The sequence below is a fragment of the Candidatus Neomarinimicrobiota bacterium genome (assembly GCA_034716895.1).
Taxonomy (GTDB): Bacteria; Fidelibacterota; UBA8477; order UBA8477; family JABMPR01; genus JABMPR01.
In genome coordinates, this window is record JAYEKW010000162.1 from 13,296 (window position 1) to 31,739 (window position 18,444).

Genomic DNA, 18,444 nt, shown 5'->3' on the forward strand with positions numbered 1-18,444 from the left:
TGCAATGAATCTAAAGGTTTGCGTTAAACACCTCATATTGAGCATAGCGTTTTCCCTGGCCATACCATCCACTATTTCTGCTCAATGGTTTGAACTGCCAACCTTGGAAACTTTCATATCTGATACCTTGTATATTACGATCCCGCAAGATTCAACCCTGAATGATCTATCAAGTGAGATGCAGGTACAAGACTCCCGGGCAGTCGCTGGGAACATTCTGGGCATCCGCCAGACAAAAATATGGAAATATATCCCAGTGGACCAATACCTGGCCATGAACCAGTCACTGGCGGTTCTGCTTCAAGAACAATTTGCCAGTGATTCCCTGAATCTGACCGGCACACTTCAGATTACCGATCTTATTCTATGGACAGATTCAAAGCCGGTTCTGGATAAGGGTCTCTGTCTCAACGCCTATACAACCTATCACGATAGCGTCGGAAATCCTGTCAGCGATTGGATGTGGGAAATCCGGCTCAAAAAAAAGAAAAAGCAGGAGGAAGAGGAGTACCTCAGGGAGGTTGTACAAACTTTTCTGGCTGCCCAATCTCAGGCTCTGAGTACCGGTGATTTCAACCGAGAGTTTTACCCTCATTTATATCGGCGCCAACTCATGACCTGGTCAGAGTTCATCTTTTTTGCCGATGGCTACGCGATCAATACTCATTTGACCCTGGATTTTCCAACGGATCAGCAAACCAAGTGGGTACGTGGCTCACCCGGTGTGTTTTATCGGAAAGCTGAACATTATGAATCTTTGGCGATCGGGGGTTGGGATCAGCAATGGTTCAGACGTTTATCCCCAAATTGGGTTGCAAAAACAGTTGGCACTTTTCGGTTCGGATTTAACAATTTTGAGCGAAGTGAATACACGCATCTGGACTATTGGAATCTTTTCTATGTGAACCTCTCAGGGATGGGAGTGCTGGAGTATCACCCGGTAAATCATACAGGTCTTTATGCCAGCATTGGGTTTTATCAGGGGATGAATATTCTGCCGGATGTGATTCCTCAGTTTGAACCGGGTTTGTTTTTCAGTCTGGGGGTATTACTGCCATGATCTTCAGGATAGTCTTTACCGCACTGTTGATGATATCGACCCTTCTGGGAAGCACGATTTCCGGTTATGTGTTTGACAACAAGAGTGGTGAAAGCATTGTCGGGGTCAACGTTTTTGTTCGGGAGCTAAGTAAAGGGAGTGCCACAAACCTGGATGGGTTTTTCATAATCCGAGATATTCAGGATACCCATGTTGCGCTTACTTTTTCACATATTGCTTATGTGGACACAACTTTTCCGGTGATATTGAATATTGAGAGATATTATTTTCCCCGAGTAACCCTGAGTCCTCAAGCCATTGATACCAAAGCCATAGAAGTCGTTGGACAACGCTCAAGTATCATCAACAAGGATCTGGATATTTCAAGTTTTCAGGTGGATCCCATTGTATTAAGTGAGATCCCTCAACTGAGTAAAGATGTATTCAAACTGGTGAAATTCTCACCCAGTGTGACCATCTCAGATCCCATGTCTCCTCAATACTATGTACGAGGCAGTGATCCTGGAGAGAATCTGGTTCAGCTTGATGGAATGACCATTTATAACCCTCAACATTTCATGGGTTCAAATGCAATATTCAATCCTTATGCGATTAAGAATATCGAGATGCTGGTTGGTGGATTTGACGCTGAATATGGAGGTCGTAACGCCTCCATTCTAAATATCACAACTCGTGAAGGTCACCGATCTGAAATTCATGGTGAATTCAGACCCTCGATATCAGGTATTTCCGGCGCCATCGAATTTCCAGCAGGAGAACGAGGCTCTGCTATGTTATCTGGCCGTCTGCTCAGTGATCTAATGCTGAAAGTGCTTATGGGATCACCCAATTTGATGATGGACTATAATGGTGCCTATCAGATATCCTATGGCAAGACCCGCTTGCGTTTTTCCGGTTTCTTTGCACGTGATTACATGGATTACCGGGTGGCCAATCTGATGCTCTTTTTCCCTGACAGTGTTTTTGAATCCTTTGAAGAAGGGTTTATTGCCAAGACCAACAATCGGGCTGTTGGACTGAAAGTGAATACAGTCTTGCTGCCCAATTTACTATTTGAGGGGCAAGTGTATCATTCCGGATCAAGGGTGGATAATCAAACGTATTTTGGCTACTCTATTGCTGATACCAGTTCTGGTACAGATGTTAGATTGAATTACAAAACCCACATTGAGAATTCGATCTTTGATAATACGATCAAAGCAAATCTAGCCTGGTATGCCTTTGGGCATCAAACGCTAAAGTTGGGCTTTGAGATCAATGATCTGAATTTTTCAAATGAGACTGGCCGAGTTGACACAAAACCGGATCCGCTCAGGACTGGATCTCAGTTCCAGGCTGTCTTTTTTCAGGATGAGGTGGATCTGGGACCCCTCATGTTAAAAGCTGGATTGAGACAATCTAGACTAAGATCTACAGATAGCTGGAATATGGAACCACGTGTCTCCATGAGCCTTCGGGTCGGAAAACATGTACTAAAAGCAGCTTATGGGCATTACTACCAATACCTCACAACTATGGATTCAAAGAGTGAAGAATTTGTCCGATTTCTGGATTATTACCAGTCGCTGGGAGATCATGCTCCCATTCATTCCTTTCATCATATCCTGGGTATCGAGGGGCAGCTTACAAAGACACTGGAATATTCCATAGCCACTTATTACAAGGATCTGCGTCAGCTATACCACTCCACCTATAGCTCTAGTATAATGCAGAGTAGTGAAAACACCCAGATCGAGGGTGGCTCGGGTGAATCCTATGGCTTTGAAGTATTGATCAAGGGTTCACTGGGACGTCTGTCCGGTTGGGTTGGGTATAATTATTCAAAAGGATATCGCAATTATCCATCCATCCAAAACGGTAAGCAAAGTCTGTTTGATGGGGATCAGCCCCACAACTTCAAATCCCTACTTATGTATAAATTAACGCCCGATATCATTGCCAGCTCCACCATGCAAATTACTTCAGGTTACCCACGTACCTGGGAGACCGGCATGCGGATGCATTATTCATACGATCCGCTGAACAATGATTTTGGTGTATTTGCTACGAATATCACCCCGGAAAGGAACAATGTTCGTTACCCTTCCCGCATGACCTGGGATATTGGCTGGAAGAAAAAATTACGGAGTGGTTTTGGATATAACCTGGCGGAATACCTGGGTGGTTTGGAAGCCTATTATACAATGACTATCCGAAATTTATTATTTTTACATCGCAATCCGATCTATTACATTTATTTCCCGGGCTATGGGTATTACGGCCTGGATGTAGAATTTTTACCGGCCATCTCAGTTGGCTATAATTTGAGGTTTTAAGGAGAATGATGAAGCCCCTGTACCCGGCCCTTTTGATCATCATTACGATCACTTTGTTTGTGACCTGTGATCTACCTCATGAACCCGGTCCCATGCCAGGTGATCTTATCCCGACCGAATTTGAAGCTGGTTTGAATATTCTGGGTGTGTTGCGTGCCGATGAACAGACCGGGACTTCCTTTATAAGTATCAATCGAGCTTTGACCACCGAAGAGATCTATTCTGATTCAATCGAGGATTGGCCCCCAGAGGTCGATTTTGTGAAGTTGACCTTAGCCAGCTCGGGGACAGAATACTTTTTTCTGAAACCTGAGGACTCATTCGGCTGGGGTAAGTACCAGGATACAACCCTGGATGTTCAGCCCGGACAAACTTTCGAGCTGGAGATCAGTGCTCCTGATTACCCTACATTGACGGGTGAGACAGCCATTCCTCAGAAGCCTGCGCTGGTTTTGAATACCCTCTCAGTCGCTTCCGGGAGGGTCTCATTCCAACTTAAACACCACGCCAGTGCGTTTGAGTATAAGCTCTACCTGATCTTTTCTGAGATTACTCTGGAAAAGGTGATCAAACCACGAAATGAGGATATTCTTGATATTGACTGGGTTTTTAACGCCGCTAATGGAGTTCCTCAGGCTCTCGTGGTCGGTGCTTTGGATGAAAATCTGACCAGTTATGGCAACAGCGGTATTACGTTTATCCCCAATACTTATCACGCTGACGGGTCAACTGTAACGGATGGGTATGGGTGTTTTGGGTCGGTTGCCATAGCGACTTTTCCTCTGTAGGGTGAAATATGTTGTGCCTTCCTATAGCGCCAGAGGGCTGAAAATTTTCGTTTCACTGCATTAGAAAGACAAAAAGGCGAAAGCTTCAGCAACACGCTTGCATTTCATACTGTAGGTTCTAAAATTCAAGCCTATGAAAACAAATGAATTACACGAAACGAAAATATCTTCCGAAACTATCTTTCAGGGCAAGTTACTCCATGTCACCCGCGACGAGGTGCGCTTGCCAAATGGTAAAACCAGTATTAGAGAAGGCATTCTCCATCCAGGTGCAGTGGTTGTAATTCCATTTCTGGATAAAAAAACTCTGATCATGGAACGCCAATTCAGATATTATCCAGATCAGATTTTTTTCGAGTTGCCAGCTGGAAAGATTGATCCTGGTGAAGACTTTCTCACTACTGGCAAACGGGAGCTGTTGGAAGAAACTGGTTACGTAGCAGGCAGTTGGCAATTTATTACTCATTTGTATCCTGCTATTGGCTATGCTGATGAGAAGATGGCAATCTACGCCGCTCACGATCTAACCATGCAGGGCATCGATCGAGATCAGGATGAGTTTTTAGAAATATTCGAGATACCTCTAGATAAAGCCATGGAAATGCTACACAAAGGTGAGATTACCGATGCTAAAACAATGGTAGGACTATTCTGGGCGGAAAAACTGGCTGCTGGAGAATGGGAGCCGCATGTCTGAACCTGAATTCATATTGGTTTGCAACCAGTCCGAGATAGCTAGAGGTGCTGCAAAAAATGTGATTCTGAATGATGTGGAGATAGCTATTTTTAATACACCTCAAGGATTTATCGCTCGTTCTGGAGTTTGCAAACACAATGCCTTCAAGCTTGAGCTTTGTGAGATTTCCGGTGATATTATAAGCTGTCCCCTCCACGGCTGGAAGTATAGGATTTCTACGGGGAAGGGGATCAAACCCAGTTGGACTTGTCTGGAACTCTATCCGCTGGAAGTCAGGGGTGATGAGATCTGGGTGCAGCCACTGGCTGATGATTCAAATAAGGATGATTTTGATACATCATCCTATCAGTGGTAAATAAAGGGGAGTGGAGCATGACAAAAGTAGCTGTGATATTATCAGGTTCAGGGTTTTTGGATGGAGCCGAAATTCAGGAAAGTGTAATTACCATGCTTGCCCTGGACAGATCAGGTGTTGAATACCAGTGTATGGCACCGGATATGGATCAGATGCATGTGGTCAATCATCTGACGGGCCAGGTCAGTGAAGGTGAGCAACGCAATGTGCTGGTGGAAGCTGCCCGGATCGCCAGAACTGAAATTATTGACATTGCCAAGGCAAACCCCAATGATTACGATGCTGTGATCTTTCCAGGGGGATATGGTGCTGCTAAAAATCTTTCAAATTTTGCAGTAAAGGGGGCTGACAGTTCTGTCCAGCATGATGTGCTGCAATTTGCCCGGGCTTTCGCCGCTACTGGAAAACCCATGGGCTATGTGTGCATCGCACCGGCCATGATTCCACATATATATGGAGCTGAAGCGAAATTAACGATTGGTTCTGATGCAGATACTGCAGCCGCAATCACTGAAATGGGTGGTGTTCATGTGAGTTGTCCGGTGAGCGACTATGTGGTTGATGATGAGCGAAAAATTGTATCAACTCCGGCGTATATGATGAATGTTCGAATTGGGGAAGCAGCAGTGGGAATTGAAAAATTAGTGAATAAAGTCTTGGAGATGATTGATGGAAAGTAATGTTAAATATCTAAAGCAGGTGGCTCATTTTTCTGAGGATACTGCTGTTATCAATTCATTCTTTAGCAGTGATCAGTTAAAGATGGATGTATTGACCTTGAATACACATCAATATATATCTCCCCTGGTTGAACCTCTTTCAGACATGATCTATTATATCCTGCGGGGTGAAGGTGTTTTTGAGATTGGTGATGAGGTGTTGGTGCTTACTCGCAATACTTCGGTTTTGGTAGAGATCGGTGTAAGTGCAGGAATTATCAACGAAAGTGATGAGCAGTTGACTGTCCTCAGGATTCAGGCTCCTCCCGGTATCCATTGATATTGGAGAATCTTGAAAATAGAAAAAACTTGCCGGGCGTAGCCGATAGGCGTGGACTAGTAGAAAATAGAAAATAGAAAATAGACGAAACCGCTAGAAGTATCTGAGAATTCATGAAATGTGCCCTAAAACCATTAAATACAACCACATATAGTGAATACTCCTAAATCCATATATATCAATACTTTGCGTCATTTCGACAAGCTCAATGCACCGCTCTGCGTGCTCTGCGAGAGGTACTTTTTACGAGGCCGTCAAAATAGATAATAGATAATAGATAATAGAAAGGGGAATAAGGATAGTTTGAAGCATGAGGCTTTGAGCTGTCGAGTGACGTTTATTTAAAACAGGTCGAGTTATGAAAAAGAAAACTGAAACATTATATGCCCCGATCTTTCCTCTGCCAACGGTAGATCTATTCCCTGAGATAAGAGCTGGCTATCATATTTTTGAACCTCGATATCTGGAAATGATCCAATCAGTACTCGAAGGTGACGGATTATTAGCCATGGCTACCCTGCAACCGGGGTATGAGGATAGCTACTATGGCACACCCGATATTTATCCGGTTGGGTGTCTGGGTAGGATTCACTCATATGAAGTATTGGAAGATGGTAACTTGAATATTGTTCTCGAGGGCTTGCATCGGGTAGGGTTTGGTCAACTAGTAAAAGACAATCCGTTTCGGGTGGCTGAGTTGCATGAACTGCCTGAACATGACCGAGCAGAGAATTTCAGCGATGAACGTGAGGATCTACTCCTGCGTTTGAATTATCTGGTAGAACATTCACCTGATAGCCTTGATTTTAGCCCCATTCTTGACAGCGAACAACCCTTTGTCAGTCTGGTGAATCTGGTAGCCCGAACCTTACCGCTACGCAATGGGGAGCATTATAAACTTTTAGCCATGGATTCTATTCGTGAGCGAGCCAGCCGGATTCTGTGGCACATTGATGATCAGATCGAAACCCTCGAGTTACTAAAACGAGTTGACCCCGGGATCACAGACGATATTACCCTCAATTAATTTTCTCAAAGTAAACCGTTGAAGCGGTTTATTAGTATAATTCCTACACAAATAACATTGATCTCAGTCTGCGCCAAAGGTAACAACCAGGCACCTGGGAGATACTCCCAGGAAGTACCTACGCTACGAATTAAATATCAGCGTGTATTGTTGCCTTGTGATAGTCGTTTACAGAGTGAGTAAATGATTTAGTCAAATATATATTAATATTCTTAAATATTGTCAGAGCGAAAAACAATCAATGGCATGTGCTTTGCATTTCCCTGATTAAATGGATGTGATTGATATTAATAACCAATCAAATATACAAGGATGCCATCATGGAGTGTTTTTCTCTATTACGCACTGATGTCCCAGCCCTGATCGATCATCTGGGGGCTTTTGGGGAGGTCGTTGCTCCTCATGCGAAAGGGGATGTTTCGTACTCATTTGAGACTGTAGGTGACAGTAGTCTGGTTGTTCTGGACTATAACAGAACGTTGCTGCCTTTAAAAAAAGAGTTTCTTCCGCCAGTGGAGAAGTTAGTGAGCTTTTCACTGAATGATTTGACTTCCACCCCAGTTGAGATTCCCATCGAACCAAAAGTTTATTTTGCAATTCATAGCTATGAGATGCAATCCATTCTCAGGTTGGATCATAGCATGCTCTCTGGTAATGTTGAGTCAAATTACCTCAAGCGGCGTACCAAATCACGTTTTGTGGGAATATCATTTACTCCAGATGAATTCCATTTTTCTGAAAGCGTAGGAATTGCCATCGAAGATATGGAGGGATTTGATCTTTTCCTTAATGAGGTGGATGGTGATTATCAGTTGTACGTTTTAACCGAAAACGGCCGTTTGTTGATCCATGGTTTCAATAAACTGAAAACTGCTGAACCTGAGATCGTCGAGGGACGGGAATTCAAAACCAAGATTCGTTATCACTACAATCGTTTGCCCCGTGTGTTTCAATATGCCTATCATTCTGATGTATGGGCTGAGGTAGCCTCACGCTGTGTGAGTTGCGGTGCCTGTAACTTGACCTGTCCCACTTGTTTCTGTTTTGATGTAAATGATGAAGTAACAATCACGGCTGAAGATGGCAAGCGCCAACGTAGTTGGGACAGCTGCATGTTAAGTACTTTTGCTGAAGTGGCCGGTGGTGAGAATTTCAGAGAGAATACCATAAATAGAACCCGGCATCGTCTCTACCGTAAGTTTAAATACATCACTGACGAAGAAGGTTTGCCCTGGTGTGTTGGCTGTGGACGTTGTACTGCCTTTTGTCCGGCAGGTATCTCGTTACCGGAGATCGTGAATGATCTTATTCACGAAGATGAGCAGGCTCAACTGCACCAACGAGTATCGGTTTAAGGGAGCGGAGGTCAATATGAAACGTTTTGAAGATGTCAAACTAGATGAAGCCCAAGATCTCTACTTTCCCACGATGTGTAAGGTGACCCAGGCAAAACAGATCACCGACATGGAGAAGTGGTATGAATTAGAAATGCCGGAAGGCCAGGATCTGGGGCACAGCCCCGGACAATTTGTGGAGGTCTCTGCCTTCGGTATTGGGGAAGCCCCTATTTCCATCTCAAGTGCCCCCCATAACAATGGGCGCTTTGAATTGTGTATCCGTCAAGTGGGTGTCCTGACCAATGTCCTTAAAAAATATGAGGCGGGTGATTCCCTCGGAATCCGAGGACCCTATGGCAAAGGTTTTCCCATTGAGAAGCTCCTCGGTAAAGACATCCTGATCATTGCTGGTGGAATTGGACTGGTGCCCCTGCGATCGTTGATCAATTATGTTTTGGATAATCGAACAGACTTTGGTCGTTTGATTATTTTATACGGTGCCAAAACACCCAATGAGCTGCTGTTCAAGGAAGAAATTGCTGAATGGATAGCCAGAGACGATGTTGAATTTCACGTGACTGTTGACCAGGGAGATGAAAACTGGACAGGGAATACAGGTGTGATCACCACTCTGATACCCGGTCTTGATCTGAATCTCAACACAACCATCGCAGCGATCACTGGTCCCCCTATCATGTATAAATTTGTGATCATGTCTCTCAAGTCCAAGCAGTTGGCTGACGACCAGATCTACGTTTCTCTGGAACGTCGTATGAAATGTGGCGTGGGAAAATGTGGGCACTGCCAGATTAATGGTGTGTACTGCTGTCAGGAGGGTCCAGTTTTCAATTATGCTGATATCAAACCATTGGAGGAGGCTTTCTAATGAAACCAAAAGTTGCTTTCTTTGATTTCACCAGTTGTGAAGGTTGTCAGCTCAATAAGCTCAACCTGGAAAATGATCTGCTGGATATTTTAAAACATATCGATCTTGTTGAATTCCGTGAAGCCATGGACGACAAGGCTGATTTTTATGATATTGCCTTTATCGAGGGCTCTATCTCCTCACCGTCCTGCGTGGAGCGTATACATGATATCCGGCGACGATCCAAAATATTGGTTGCACTGGGAGCTTGTGCCGTCAATGGTGGCGTCAATGCCATGAAGAATCTACATCCTATAGATGAAGTACGCGAAACCGTTTATAAAGAGGATAAATATCTGTTCGCCACCCTGCCAGCCATGGCTGTTTCTGCTATCGTCAAAGTGGATTATGAAGTCCATGGTTGTCCCATGACCCAGCAGGACTTCCTCAAGCTGTTGATAGCTCTGGTTTTGGGAAAAGAACCACCGAAATATGGATCACCCGTTTGTGTAGAGTGCAAGCTGAATGAAAATGAATGTCTGTACAATCGCGGTATGGTTTGCCTGGGACCCATCACCCGAGGTGGTTGTGATGCTATTTGCCCCAGTTTTGGTCAATTCTGCACGGGGTGTCGTGGACTGTTGGATGATCCCAATCTGGATGGTATGCTGGAAGTGATGACCAGCCACGGCATCAGTCTGGATGAAGCTAAAAAACGTATGCTACTCTATAATGCAAATGAGGTTCAACTATGAGTCGCGATCTAAACATAAAAGTCCATCATCTGACCCGCGTGGAAGGTCATGGGAATATTGTAGTGAATATGAAGGATGGGGTGCTGGAAAAAGCCCATCTAAGTATCGTGGAACCCCCGCGCTTCTTTGAAGCAATGCTGAAGGGTCGCAGCTTTCATGAAGCAGCCATCATTACTTCCAGGATCTGTGGCATCTGTTCACTGGGACATCAATTGACCTCTTTGGTAACAACTGAGGATGCACTGGGACTGGAGATCTCTGAACAGACCAGGTTATTGAGAAAACTGCTGGTGCATGGTGCCACCATGCAATCAAATATCCTGCATGCTTATTTTTTAGCTGCCCCTGATTTGCTCGGTGCCGGAAGTGTCTTTCCGCTTATCGCAACCCATAAGGATGTAGTGCTTAGAGCCCTGAGGATGAAACGAGTGGCAAATGACATTGGCGATATCGTTTCTGGTCGGGCCGTTCATCCCATAACTCCCGTGCCAGGTGGTTTTACCCGTATCCCGGAAAAAGCAGAGTTGCTTGAGATCAAGCGTAAACTTCTGGAAGAAACTTTGCCAGATGGCCTGGAAACTGTTAAAACCATGCAGGCTTTAGCTGGAGCTATCCCGCAGTTTGAGCGTGAAACAGAATATATATCCCTCAAGAATGCAGATGAATATGCCCTCTATGAGGGAGCTATTTTTTCATCAGATAGTGGTTCAATTCCAGTTAAGGATTATTTGGATGTGACCAATGAGTTTGTGGTGGATCACAGTACCTCAAAGCATGCCAGGTATAATCGAAATTCCTACTTCGTTGGTGCTTTGGCGCGTTGGAATAACAACCACGCCCAATTGGGTGAAGAAGCCCTTGCCGCTGCTGAAGCCATGGGATTGAAACCTAATTGCTATAATCCCTACATGAATACTATTGCACAGGTTGTTGAGGTAGTTCATTGTGTTGTGGATAGTGTTCGCATTATTGATACCCTGATTGCCAATGGTCTCAAAAATGAGAAACCCAATCAGACCCCCACCCGGTATGGGAGAGGTTTTGGCTCAAATGAAGTACCCAGAGGTATTCTCTTTCATGATTATACTTATGATAACAAGGGAAATATCATCCAGGCCAATTGTGTCATTCCTACTGGTCAAAATCTGGCCAATATTGATAATGACATGCTGAAATTGGTTCCTGAGATCATCAACAAGAGTAAGGAAGAAATCACCCTTAATCTGGAAATGTTGGTTAGAGCTTATGATCCCTGTATATCTTGTTCGGTTCACATGTTAGAAGTTGACTTTATCGAATAGTTCCGATGACTACATTAACAGTCATTGGTGTCGGTAACAGACTTCGCGGTGATGATGCCGTAGGGTCATTGGTGATCGATGCGCTTGCCAATATGTCTGATCAGGATCTGGAACTGGTAGATGCAGGAAGTGATGCACTTAGTATCCTGGAGTATCTTGAGGGTCGTCAACAGGTTATCATCGTGGATGCCTGTTGCATGGGCAGAGACCCGGGGAGTGTCGTAAGCTTTGACCCAGCTCAAGCCCAGCTGATCCTGGATGATGACCCCATGTCTTTACATGGTTTGGGTTTGGCTGAAGCTCTGAAAATAGCTGATTCCCTGGAAATGCTTCCAGAAAGCCTGAAAATCATTGGTATTGAACCAGATTCACTTCAATTTAAGGGCACCCTATCACAACCCGTTCAACAGGCTTTGAAAACAGTTGTTAAAAAGATTCAAGATGTATTTAAACGAAAATTGGAAGTTATAGAAGTTCTGCCCTCATGATCATAAATAAAAATAAACTGGGGTCGCGAATCAATAATAGCCAAATGACGATTAACTTTATTAGTTTTAACTTGTTTGGTGCTTACACCTAGGAGGAAATTATAAAATGGCAAAAAAAGTTTTAATCATAGATGATGACTTCGATCTGGTTGAAGTTATGCGTATTACTCTTGAAGCCGCTGGTTTTGAGGTTATCGATGCTCAGGATGGTGAAAAAGGATTGGAGATGATTCGAGCAGAAACTCCAGATCTCGTCCTGCTGGACGTCATGATGTCATCCATGGATGAGGGCTTTCATGTGGCCTATAAGATCCGGGAAGAGTCTGCGATCAAGGATACCCCCGTTGTGATGCTCACCGCGGTGGGAAATCAAACCGGATTTCAATTCGACCCCGGTAAGGATGCTGATTTTTTACCAGTGGATGCGTTTTTGGAAAAACCAGTCAATCCCAAAAAACTGGTAGATGTTGTTCTTCAGAATATCAAGGTTTAGACATTCAGAGATTGTTAACACTTCAAATCAGGTTACCAGTTGACCAATGACCCTTTTTCCTGAGACTCCCGCTTTTTCAACCGCTTCCATGTTACGCCGGGATCACTGGCTGATTCGTTTACGCTGGTTTGCGATCTTGGGGCTACTCTCAGGTGTTGTTCTGTTGAAGACCATTAATCTGGGCCCATCACTCAGCATTACCTGGATGGGGATCGCGGCCGGAATACTGGTCTTCTTGAATCTGTTATACATGGGCATAGCATCTGGGAAAAGACAGCTTGGTATGTCAAAACTGGTTGTCCTCCTGAATGCCCAAATGGTCATGGATTTATTGGTTCTGACACTACTGGTCTACATCACGGGGAGTGAAGAAAGTCCGCTCTCGTTTTTTTATGTTTTCCATATAATTTTAGCCAGTATTATTTTCCCCGGTGGTTTCTCCTATTTGTATTCAATGCTGGTAATCGCACTGTACTCCGGATTGCTGGTGCTCGAGCACTCCATTTACGTCGATCATATTTGCTTTTTTCATGATATTCATCTGGCAGATGACCTGCGTATTGTGGTTGCTATCTGGTTTATTTTTGTGATCACCATGGTCGCTTCAGCTTATTTGGCTCAAAGTGTTACTGAAAGACATCGTCGAGTACGAGCGAAACTGGAAGTTGCCAATCAAAAACTGCAGGAAGTCAACGAAACCAAAACCACTTTTTTTAGATATGCCAGCCATGAAATGAAAACCCCCATTGCCACTATTCAATCAACCCTTATGGTCATTGAAGATGTTCTGGGGAACCAGGTGGATGATCGGGTAAAGGATATGGTGCACAGGGCGGTCAATCGAACAGCAGAAATGATCGAAATGCTTAAAGACCTGGCTGATCTTACCTACGGTAATATGCAGGAACAGAAAAAGTTTGAAAAATTGGATCTATCCACACTGATCAATGAACTGGTGACCGAAGCGCAACCCAATGCTGAACGCAAACAACAAACGTTATCGTTGAAAGCCACTGATCATAAATTTAAATACTTTGGGGACATGCTTGCGTTAAAAAAGATATTCTCAAATCTTATTTCAAATGCGATTCGTTACACCCCTGAAAATGGTGAGATCAAGGTCAAGTTGAAAAGAATGGCCTCATACTATCAAGTGGCAATATCTGACAATGGTCTTGGTATTCCTGAATCTGAACAAATTAATATCTTTAAAGAATTTTACCGAACACCTACTGCCCGGAAACAGGTCACTGAAGGAACAGGTCTGGGTCTGGCCATTGTCATGCGCATGGTTGAATTACATGACGGTACCATCAGCGTGAAAAGTAAGATGGATCAGGGGAGTAAATTCATAGTCGAATTACCTATTGGGGAGATTTCGTGAAAAAGGAATCCATTGGCGGCATCATCGTTGATGAAGATCTGACCTTCGTGAGGATCTTCGATCTACCAGATGAACCAGATGCTGGTGGCTCAACTTTGGAAGAATTTTGTTTTTACGGCCAGACGGTAAACTTTATTGCAGAGAATGTTGATAAACGCGGTAAAGCCAATCTGGCAGTTACCTTGCATCAGGGTGATTCGGAATCATTCAACAAGGCAACCGGGGCGATCAAAGACCTCTATGATGACATCAGTATTCAAGTGATCCACGATGTCAGTTTAGTGACTGTTTATGGTCCGCATTTTAAGGAACGGTGTGGCTTGGCAGCGACTTTTTTCAGGTCAATTGGGATTCGGGGGATCAACATTCTCTCCATTTCAACTTCCATCAGTTCGATCTCAGCCATCATTGAAAAAAAACACTTGTCAGAAACTCTGGAAGCCCTGCGAGATGTGTTTGACGTACCGTAGATAAAACGCTTTTTTTGTAAGAACACCGTTAACAAAAATATTATTCCCTTTTCATTTAATTGGTATAACATCCAATTATTTCCCCAAAAAACTCTCAATACCAACTACATTTTCGAGTATTTTGTCAGATTATCATTTTCTGAGGAGTAGACCGAAGTGGACTTTCAAAAAGAGCTTACAGCACAGCTTAAAACAGCAATGAAAGCTAAAGATCAAACAACGATGAGAACAATTCGAGATTTAAAATCCCGGATCAAGTTGCGAGAGATCGATAAGGGTGAAAAGCTCACCGAACCTGAATTTATCAAGCTGGTGCAAACTGCCGCTAAACAGCGGAAGGAAGCAATCGTACTTTATGAGCAGGGCAATCGTCCTCTTCTGGCAGCCGAGGAGTCGGCTGAATTAACAATTCTTGAGAAATTCCTGCCGCAGATGATGAACGAAGTAGAAATGGAAACCCTGGTTAAAACAATTATAGCTAAAACCGGTGTAGCGAGTATGAAAGACATGGGGAAGGTCATGGGACCCTTGATGAAAGCCGCAGCCGGTAAGGCTGATGGCAAACGCTTGCAGGAAATCGTAAAAAGGATCCTTATTTGATGGCAACTGGTTTTGATGTAATTGGCCTGCTACTCATCCTGGTCATGGCCATGAGTGGTTTAAAAAAGGGTCTCATTGATGGAGTCCTGAAAATGGTGGGTGTTTATGCCGCCATCTATGCTTCCATGAACTATAATCAGTATGGTACACTTTTCCTGGAACCCTTGATCTCCATCCCTGATGCCTATAAGGTTACTGCTGGCTTTGTGCTGATCTTTCTGGTCGTTATGTATTCCATTACCTTTGCCTCCTTCTTACTCAGAAAACTAGTGAAGACCATGCACCTGGGAGCTATAGATCGAATTGGTGGAATATCATTTGGCGCGATCAAAGCAGGACTGATCCTGTCAGCCGTGGTTTGGGCTTTTGCCATGGTTCCGGAGAGTATGCGAGGAGACTGGCAGAAAGAGTCCAGGCTCTATCCAATAGTGGAAGTGTTTGCTGCCAATATGGTACAGCTCTTTTCACTGGAAGATGAATTGGCGCTGTTGCAAACGACCGTTGGCTCACTAATGGGTCAGGGGAAAGATAAAATGCTGGAGCAGGCTCTGGGTGGATCAGGCGATATCATGGGTGGTCTGGATCTGGATGCCATTACTGGAATGAGCGGAACTGGCACACTTTCCAGAGATGGGCATAGTATCATCCCCGGTCCGGGAGGGCTCCCAGGAGGTGCCGCCGATATCATGCAGAGTGAGATGATGAAGAAAGCAATGGAATCGCTGGAAGGGCCTCAGAAAGAAATCATTGAACAAGCTCTGCAAGCTTTGCAGTCTGGAGATGCAAACTCACTGCTTGAAGGTGCCATTAATAGTAAAGATGCTTCCGGGAAATCACTCATGGATGAAGCTATGAAATATATGGATCCAACTCAGAAAACAGATATGCATGAGATGATCCAGCAAATGGAAGCCCAGATCAAGACCCAGCAAAATAGGTAGCAATGAGTTCTGTCAATTCTGACCCACATAGTTATCAACATTTAGGTTTTGATGATATCCGTCAATGGCTTGCCAATGAGGCCGCTGGTGATAATGTTCAACACCGGTTTGAACTGCTTCAGCCAGGTGAAGATCAGCTTGATATCGAAAATCAATATGCCCGAATTGCTGAATTCGAGACTCTTATGGATGTTAGCTCTAGCTTTCATGTCCATTATTATGAAAACCTTGACGAAACAATACGACTTCTGGCTCTGGAAGGAAGTACCCTGTTCGGTGAAAATTTGATTTCCCTGAATAATGTGCTTGAACAAACCCGCATTCTTCAAAAAACATATGGGAATAGTCAGCCGGCTGAAGATTCGGTCTGGCAAGATGTATTTGGGCGGATCAGCACGCTGCCGAACCTTGAGAAAGCGATTCATCGAGTTTTTGGAGCAGATGGAGAAATGCTGGATAATGCTTCCGCAACCCTCTCCTCTTTGAGACGTAAACTACGTAGATCGGCCGGTACTGTACGGTCTCGAATGAATGATCTGGTCAAGCAATATACTGATCAGGGAGTTCTCAATGATCCACATGCCGGCATTAAGGGGGGGCGGTTGGTTCTGCCGGTTCTCAGTAGTTACAAGCACCGGGTTAAAGGTGTCATTCAGGATATGTCCAATACCGGGACAACCACTTTCATCGAACCTTTTGAGATCATTGAGCTGAATAATCAGATCAAGTCCATGGAGATCGAGGAGCAACAGGAAGTACAACGGATCCTGCGTGAACTCACCGCTGAACTTCACCCCCATCAGGCTGCCATTCTAACCAACTATGAACTGCTCCAGGTGATAGATTTTCACATAGCTCTGGTAAAGTTTGGAAAAACTTTTGCCTGCTCAATTCCAGCACTGTCCAGAAACGGACAATTCCATCTGAAAGCAGCCCGTAATCCGCGTCTGGCCCTGCAGCGCAAGGTCGTTCCGCTTGATCTCCATATGGATGCAGAAACAACCACTCTGATCATAACAGGACCGAATGCCGGGGGCAAGACCGTGGCGTTAAAAACAATTGGTCTCCTGGCCATGATGGCCAATGCAGGTGTCCCCGTTCCGGCAGCTGAAGGTAGTATCATTCCCTTCTTTGATCGGATATTCTCGGATATCGGTGATCAACAATCACTGGTCAATGATCTTTCCACCTTTTCAGCCCATATCGGGACAATTATCAATATTTTGAATACGGCTACTGCTCACAGTCTGGTGTTGTTGGATGAATTGGGTACCGGTACTGATCCGGCTGAGGGAGGTGCTCTGGCCAGAGCTATTCTGGAATCACTGGGAGAAAGGGGCGTAAAGACTATTGCCACCACCCACCTGGGTGATCTCAAGGTTTTTGCCCATGAAGCTGAGCACGTGATGAATGGGGCTATGGAGTTTGACCAACAGGGTCTTAAACCAACCTACAGATTTCAAGCTGGTGTTCCCGGAAGCAGTTATGGCTTTGAAATATCCAGGCGACTGGGATTGTCAGGGAAGATCTTAACTGTTGCTCGCGGCTACATCGGCTGGGCGCGGGACAGTATGGAACAATTACTGCGGGCGCTGGAAGCTGAACGGGTCAATCTTTCCAGTCTTAAATCAGACAATGCTGTTTTGCAGCGCGATTTAAAAATGAAACAGAAGCGAATAGACTCAGCCCTTGATTCACTGACGAAAGCCGAACGTAAGGCTGACCGGGATGCTGCCAAAAAAGCCGGGCGGATCATTTCAGATGCCCGTCAGACGGTGGAAAAAGTGATCCGGCAGATCCGGGAGAACCAAGCCGGAAAAGAGAGTATCAAAGAAGTTCATAGTGCTCTGGATAAAATTGAATCTCGCCTGGATCAGGTTGTTGAAGCCACTGAAGAACCGCGCAAATTAAAGAAGATCGCACCTGAGACCATCATCAAAGGATTAGAAGTGACCGTATTAAGCCTGGACCAGGTAGGGAACGTCTTGGAGCCCCCCCATAAGGAAAAAGTTCTGGTGGAAGTGGGCGGTAAGCGTATGCGAATTCCCATGGATTGGCTGGGCCAGGCACCAAAAACGCAAGTTGAAGATCTAAGAACGACAACTGTTGTCAAGGTTACAGACCGAGCAGGCAGCACTTACTCGCTTGACCTGAGAGGCTATCGGGCCGAAGCTGCAATTGATGAACTCAGTCGTTTTATCGATCAAGCTGTTCTGAGTAATCTATCAATGCTGCAGATCATTCACGGGAAGGGTACCGGGGTCATCAAACAGATCGTCCATGAGATCTTGGACAAACATGACGCAGTAAAAGAAAAACGTCTGGGAGGCCTGGATGAAGGGGGGGCAGGGGTAACTTTTGTGGAGCTTAGGTGAGTTTGAAAATTGAAAAACTTGCCAGGCGTAGCCGATAGGCGAAGACTTGTAGAAAATAGAAAATAGAAAATAGAAAATAGACGAAACCGCTAGAAGTATCTGAGAATTCATGAAATGTGCCCTAAAACCATTAAATACAACCACATATAGTGAATACTCCTAAATCCATATATATCAACACTTTGCGTCATTTC

19 protein-coding genes are annotated in these 18,444 nt (G+C 44.5%); all 19 read left to right on the forward strand.

Annotation, left to right across the window (positions count from 1 at the left end; genetic code table 11):
• The first annotated feature begins 4 nt into the window (after positions 1-4).
• Positions 5-1,060: a hypothetical protein gene (locus U9Q77_10225; GenBank protein ID MEA3287732.1), complete on the forward strand. Its 1,056-nt coding sequence runs from the start codon at positions 5-7 to the stop codon at positions 1,058-1,060.
• Complete coding sequence (locus tag U9Q77_10230) at positions 1,057-3,375, forward strand: TonB-dependent receptor (protein MEA3287733.1); 2,319 nt, start codon at positions 1,057-1,059, stop codon at positions 3,373-3,375. The genes U9Q77_10225 and U9Q77_10230 overlap by 4 nt, the downstream gene beginning before the upstream one ends.
• Before the next feature lie 5 nt (positions 3,376-3,380).
• Positions 3,381-4,163, forward strand: a complete 783-nt coding sequence (locus tag U9Q77_10235) for a DUF4249 family protein (protein MEA3287734.1) — start codon at positions 3,381-3,383, stop codon at positions 4,161-4,163.
• 133 nt (positions 4,164-4,296) lie between these two features.
• A complete protein-coding gene (locus U9Q77_10240; protein MEA3287735.1) occupies positions 4,297-4,860 on the forward strand; it encodes an NUDIX hydrolase in 564 nt (187 codons plus the stop codon).
• Positions 4,853-5,215 (forward strand): Rieske 2Fe-2S domain-containing protein, encoded by a 363-nt coding sequence (locus U9Q77_10245; GenBank protein MEA3287736.1) that lies wholly within the window; start codon positions 4,853-4,855, stop codon positions 5,213-5,215. Before U9Q77_10240 ends, U9Q77_10245 begins: the two co-directional genes overlap by 8 nt.
• A gap of 17 nt (positions 5,216-5,232) precedes the next feature.
• Complete coding sequence (elbB, locus tag U9Q77_10250; protein ID MEA3287737.1) at positions 5,233-5,895, forward strand: isoprenoid biosynthesis glyoxalase ElbB; 663 nt, start codon at positions 5,233-5,235, stop codon at positions 5,893-5,895.
• The gene (locus U9Q77_10255) at positions 5,885-6,214 is read left to right on the forward strand and encodes a cupin domain-containing protein (protein MEA3287738.1); all 330 of its coding nucleotides are present in this window, start codon (positions 5,885-5,887) and stop codon (positions 6,212-6,214) included. The genes elbB and U9Q77_10255 overlap by 11 nt, the downstream gene beginning before the upstream one ends.
• Positions 6,215-6,572: 358 nt before the next feature.
• A complete protein-coding gene (locus U9Q77_10260; protein ID MEA3287739.1) occupies positions 6,573-7,241 on the forward strand; it encodes an LON peptidase substrate-binding domain-containing protein in 669 nt (222 codons plus the stop codon).
• A 320-nt stretch (positions 7,242-7,561) separates the two neighbouring features.
• The gene (locus tag U9Q77_10265) at positions 7,562-8,596 is read left to right on the forward strand and encodes a 4Fe-4S dicluster domain-containing protein (GenBank protein ID MEA3287740.1); all 1,035 of its coding nucleotides are present in this window, start codon (positions 7,562-7,564) and stop codon (positions 8,594-8,596) included.
• A gap of 16 nt (positions 8,597-8,612) precedes the next feature.
• The gene (locus U9Q77_10270) at positions 8,613-9,464 is read left to right on the forward strand and encodes an FAD/NAD(P)-binding protein (protein MEA3287741.1); all 852 of its coding nucleotides are present in this window, start codon (positions 8,613-8,615) and stop codon (positions 9,462-9,464) included.
• Positions 9,464-10,198, forward strand: a complete 735-nt coding sequence (locus tag U9Q77_10275; protein MEA3287742.1) for an NADH:ubiquinone oxidoreductase — start codon at positions 9,464-9,466, stop codon at positions 10,196-10,198. Before U9Q77_10270 ends, U9Q77_10275 begins: the two co-directional genes overlap by 1 nt.
• Complete coding sequence (locus tag U9Q77_10280) at positions 10,195-11,499, forward strand: Ni/Fe hydrogenase subunit alpha (protein ID MEA3287743.1); 1,305 nt, start codon at positions 10,195-10,197, stop codon at positions 11,497-11,499. Before U9Q77_10275 ends, U9Q77_10280 begins: the two co-directional genes overlap by 4 nt.
• Before the next feature lie 5 nt (positions 11,500-11,504).
• Positions 11,505-11,987 (forward strand): hydrogenase maturation protease, encoded by a 483-nt coding sequence (locus tag U9Q77_10285; GenBank protein ID MEA3287744.1) that lies wholly within the window; start codon positions 11,505-11,507, stop codon positions 11,985-11,987.
• 106 nt (positions 11,988-12,093) lie between these two features.
• Positions 12,094-12,480, forward strand: a complete 387-nt coding sequence (locus tag U9Q77_10290; protein ID MEA3287745.1) for a response regulator — start codon at positions 12,094-12,096, stop codon at positions 12,478-12,480.
• A 46-nt stretch (positions 12,481-12,526) separates the two neighbouring features.
• Complete coding sequence (locus tag U9Q77_10295) at positions 12,527-13,864, forward strand: HAMP domain-containing sensor histidine kinase (GenBank protein ID MEA3287746.1); 1,338 nt, start codon at positions 12,527-12,529, stop codon at positions 13,862-13,864.
• On the forward strand, positions 13,861-14,334 hold the full coding sequence (locus U9Q77_10300; GenBank protein ID MEA3287747.1) for a hypothetical protein: 474 nt from the start codon (positions 13,861-13,863) through the stop codon (positions 14,332-14,334). Before U9Q77_10295 ends, U9Q77_10300 begins: the two co-directional genes overlap by 4 nt.
• Before the next feature lie 156 nt (positions 14,335-14,490).
• Positions 14,491-14,934 (forward strand): GatB/YqeY domain-containing protein, encoded by a 444-nt coding sequence (locus U9Q77_10305; GenBank protein ID MEA3287748.1) that lies wholly within the window; start codon positions 14,491-14,493, stop codon positions 14,932-14,934.
• The gene (locus U9Q77_10310) at positions 14,934-15,875 is read left to right on the forward strand and encodes a CvpA family protein (protein ID MEA3287749.1); all 942 of its coding nucleotides are present in this window, start codon (positions 14,934-14,936) and stop codon (positions 15,873-15,875) included. Before U9Q77_10305 ends, U9Q77_10310 begins: the two co-directional genes overlap by 1 nt.
• A gap of 2 nt (positions 15,876-15,877) precedes the next feature.
• On the forward strand, positions 15,878-18,250 hold the full coding sequence (locus U9Q77_10315) for an endonuclease MutS2 (GenBank protein MEA3287750.1): 2,373 nt from the start codon (positions 15,878-15,880) through the stop codon (positions 18,248-18,250).
• Positions 18,251-18,444: the final 194 nt, after the last annotated feature.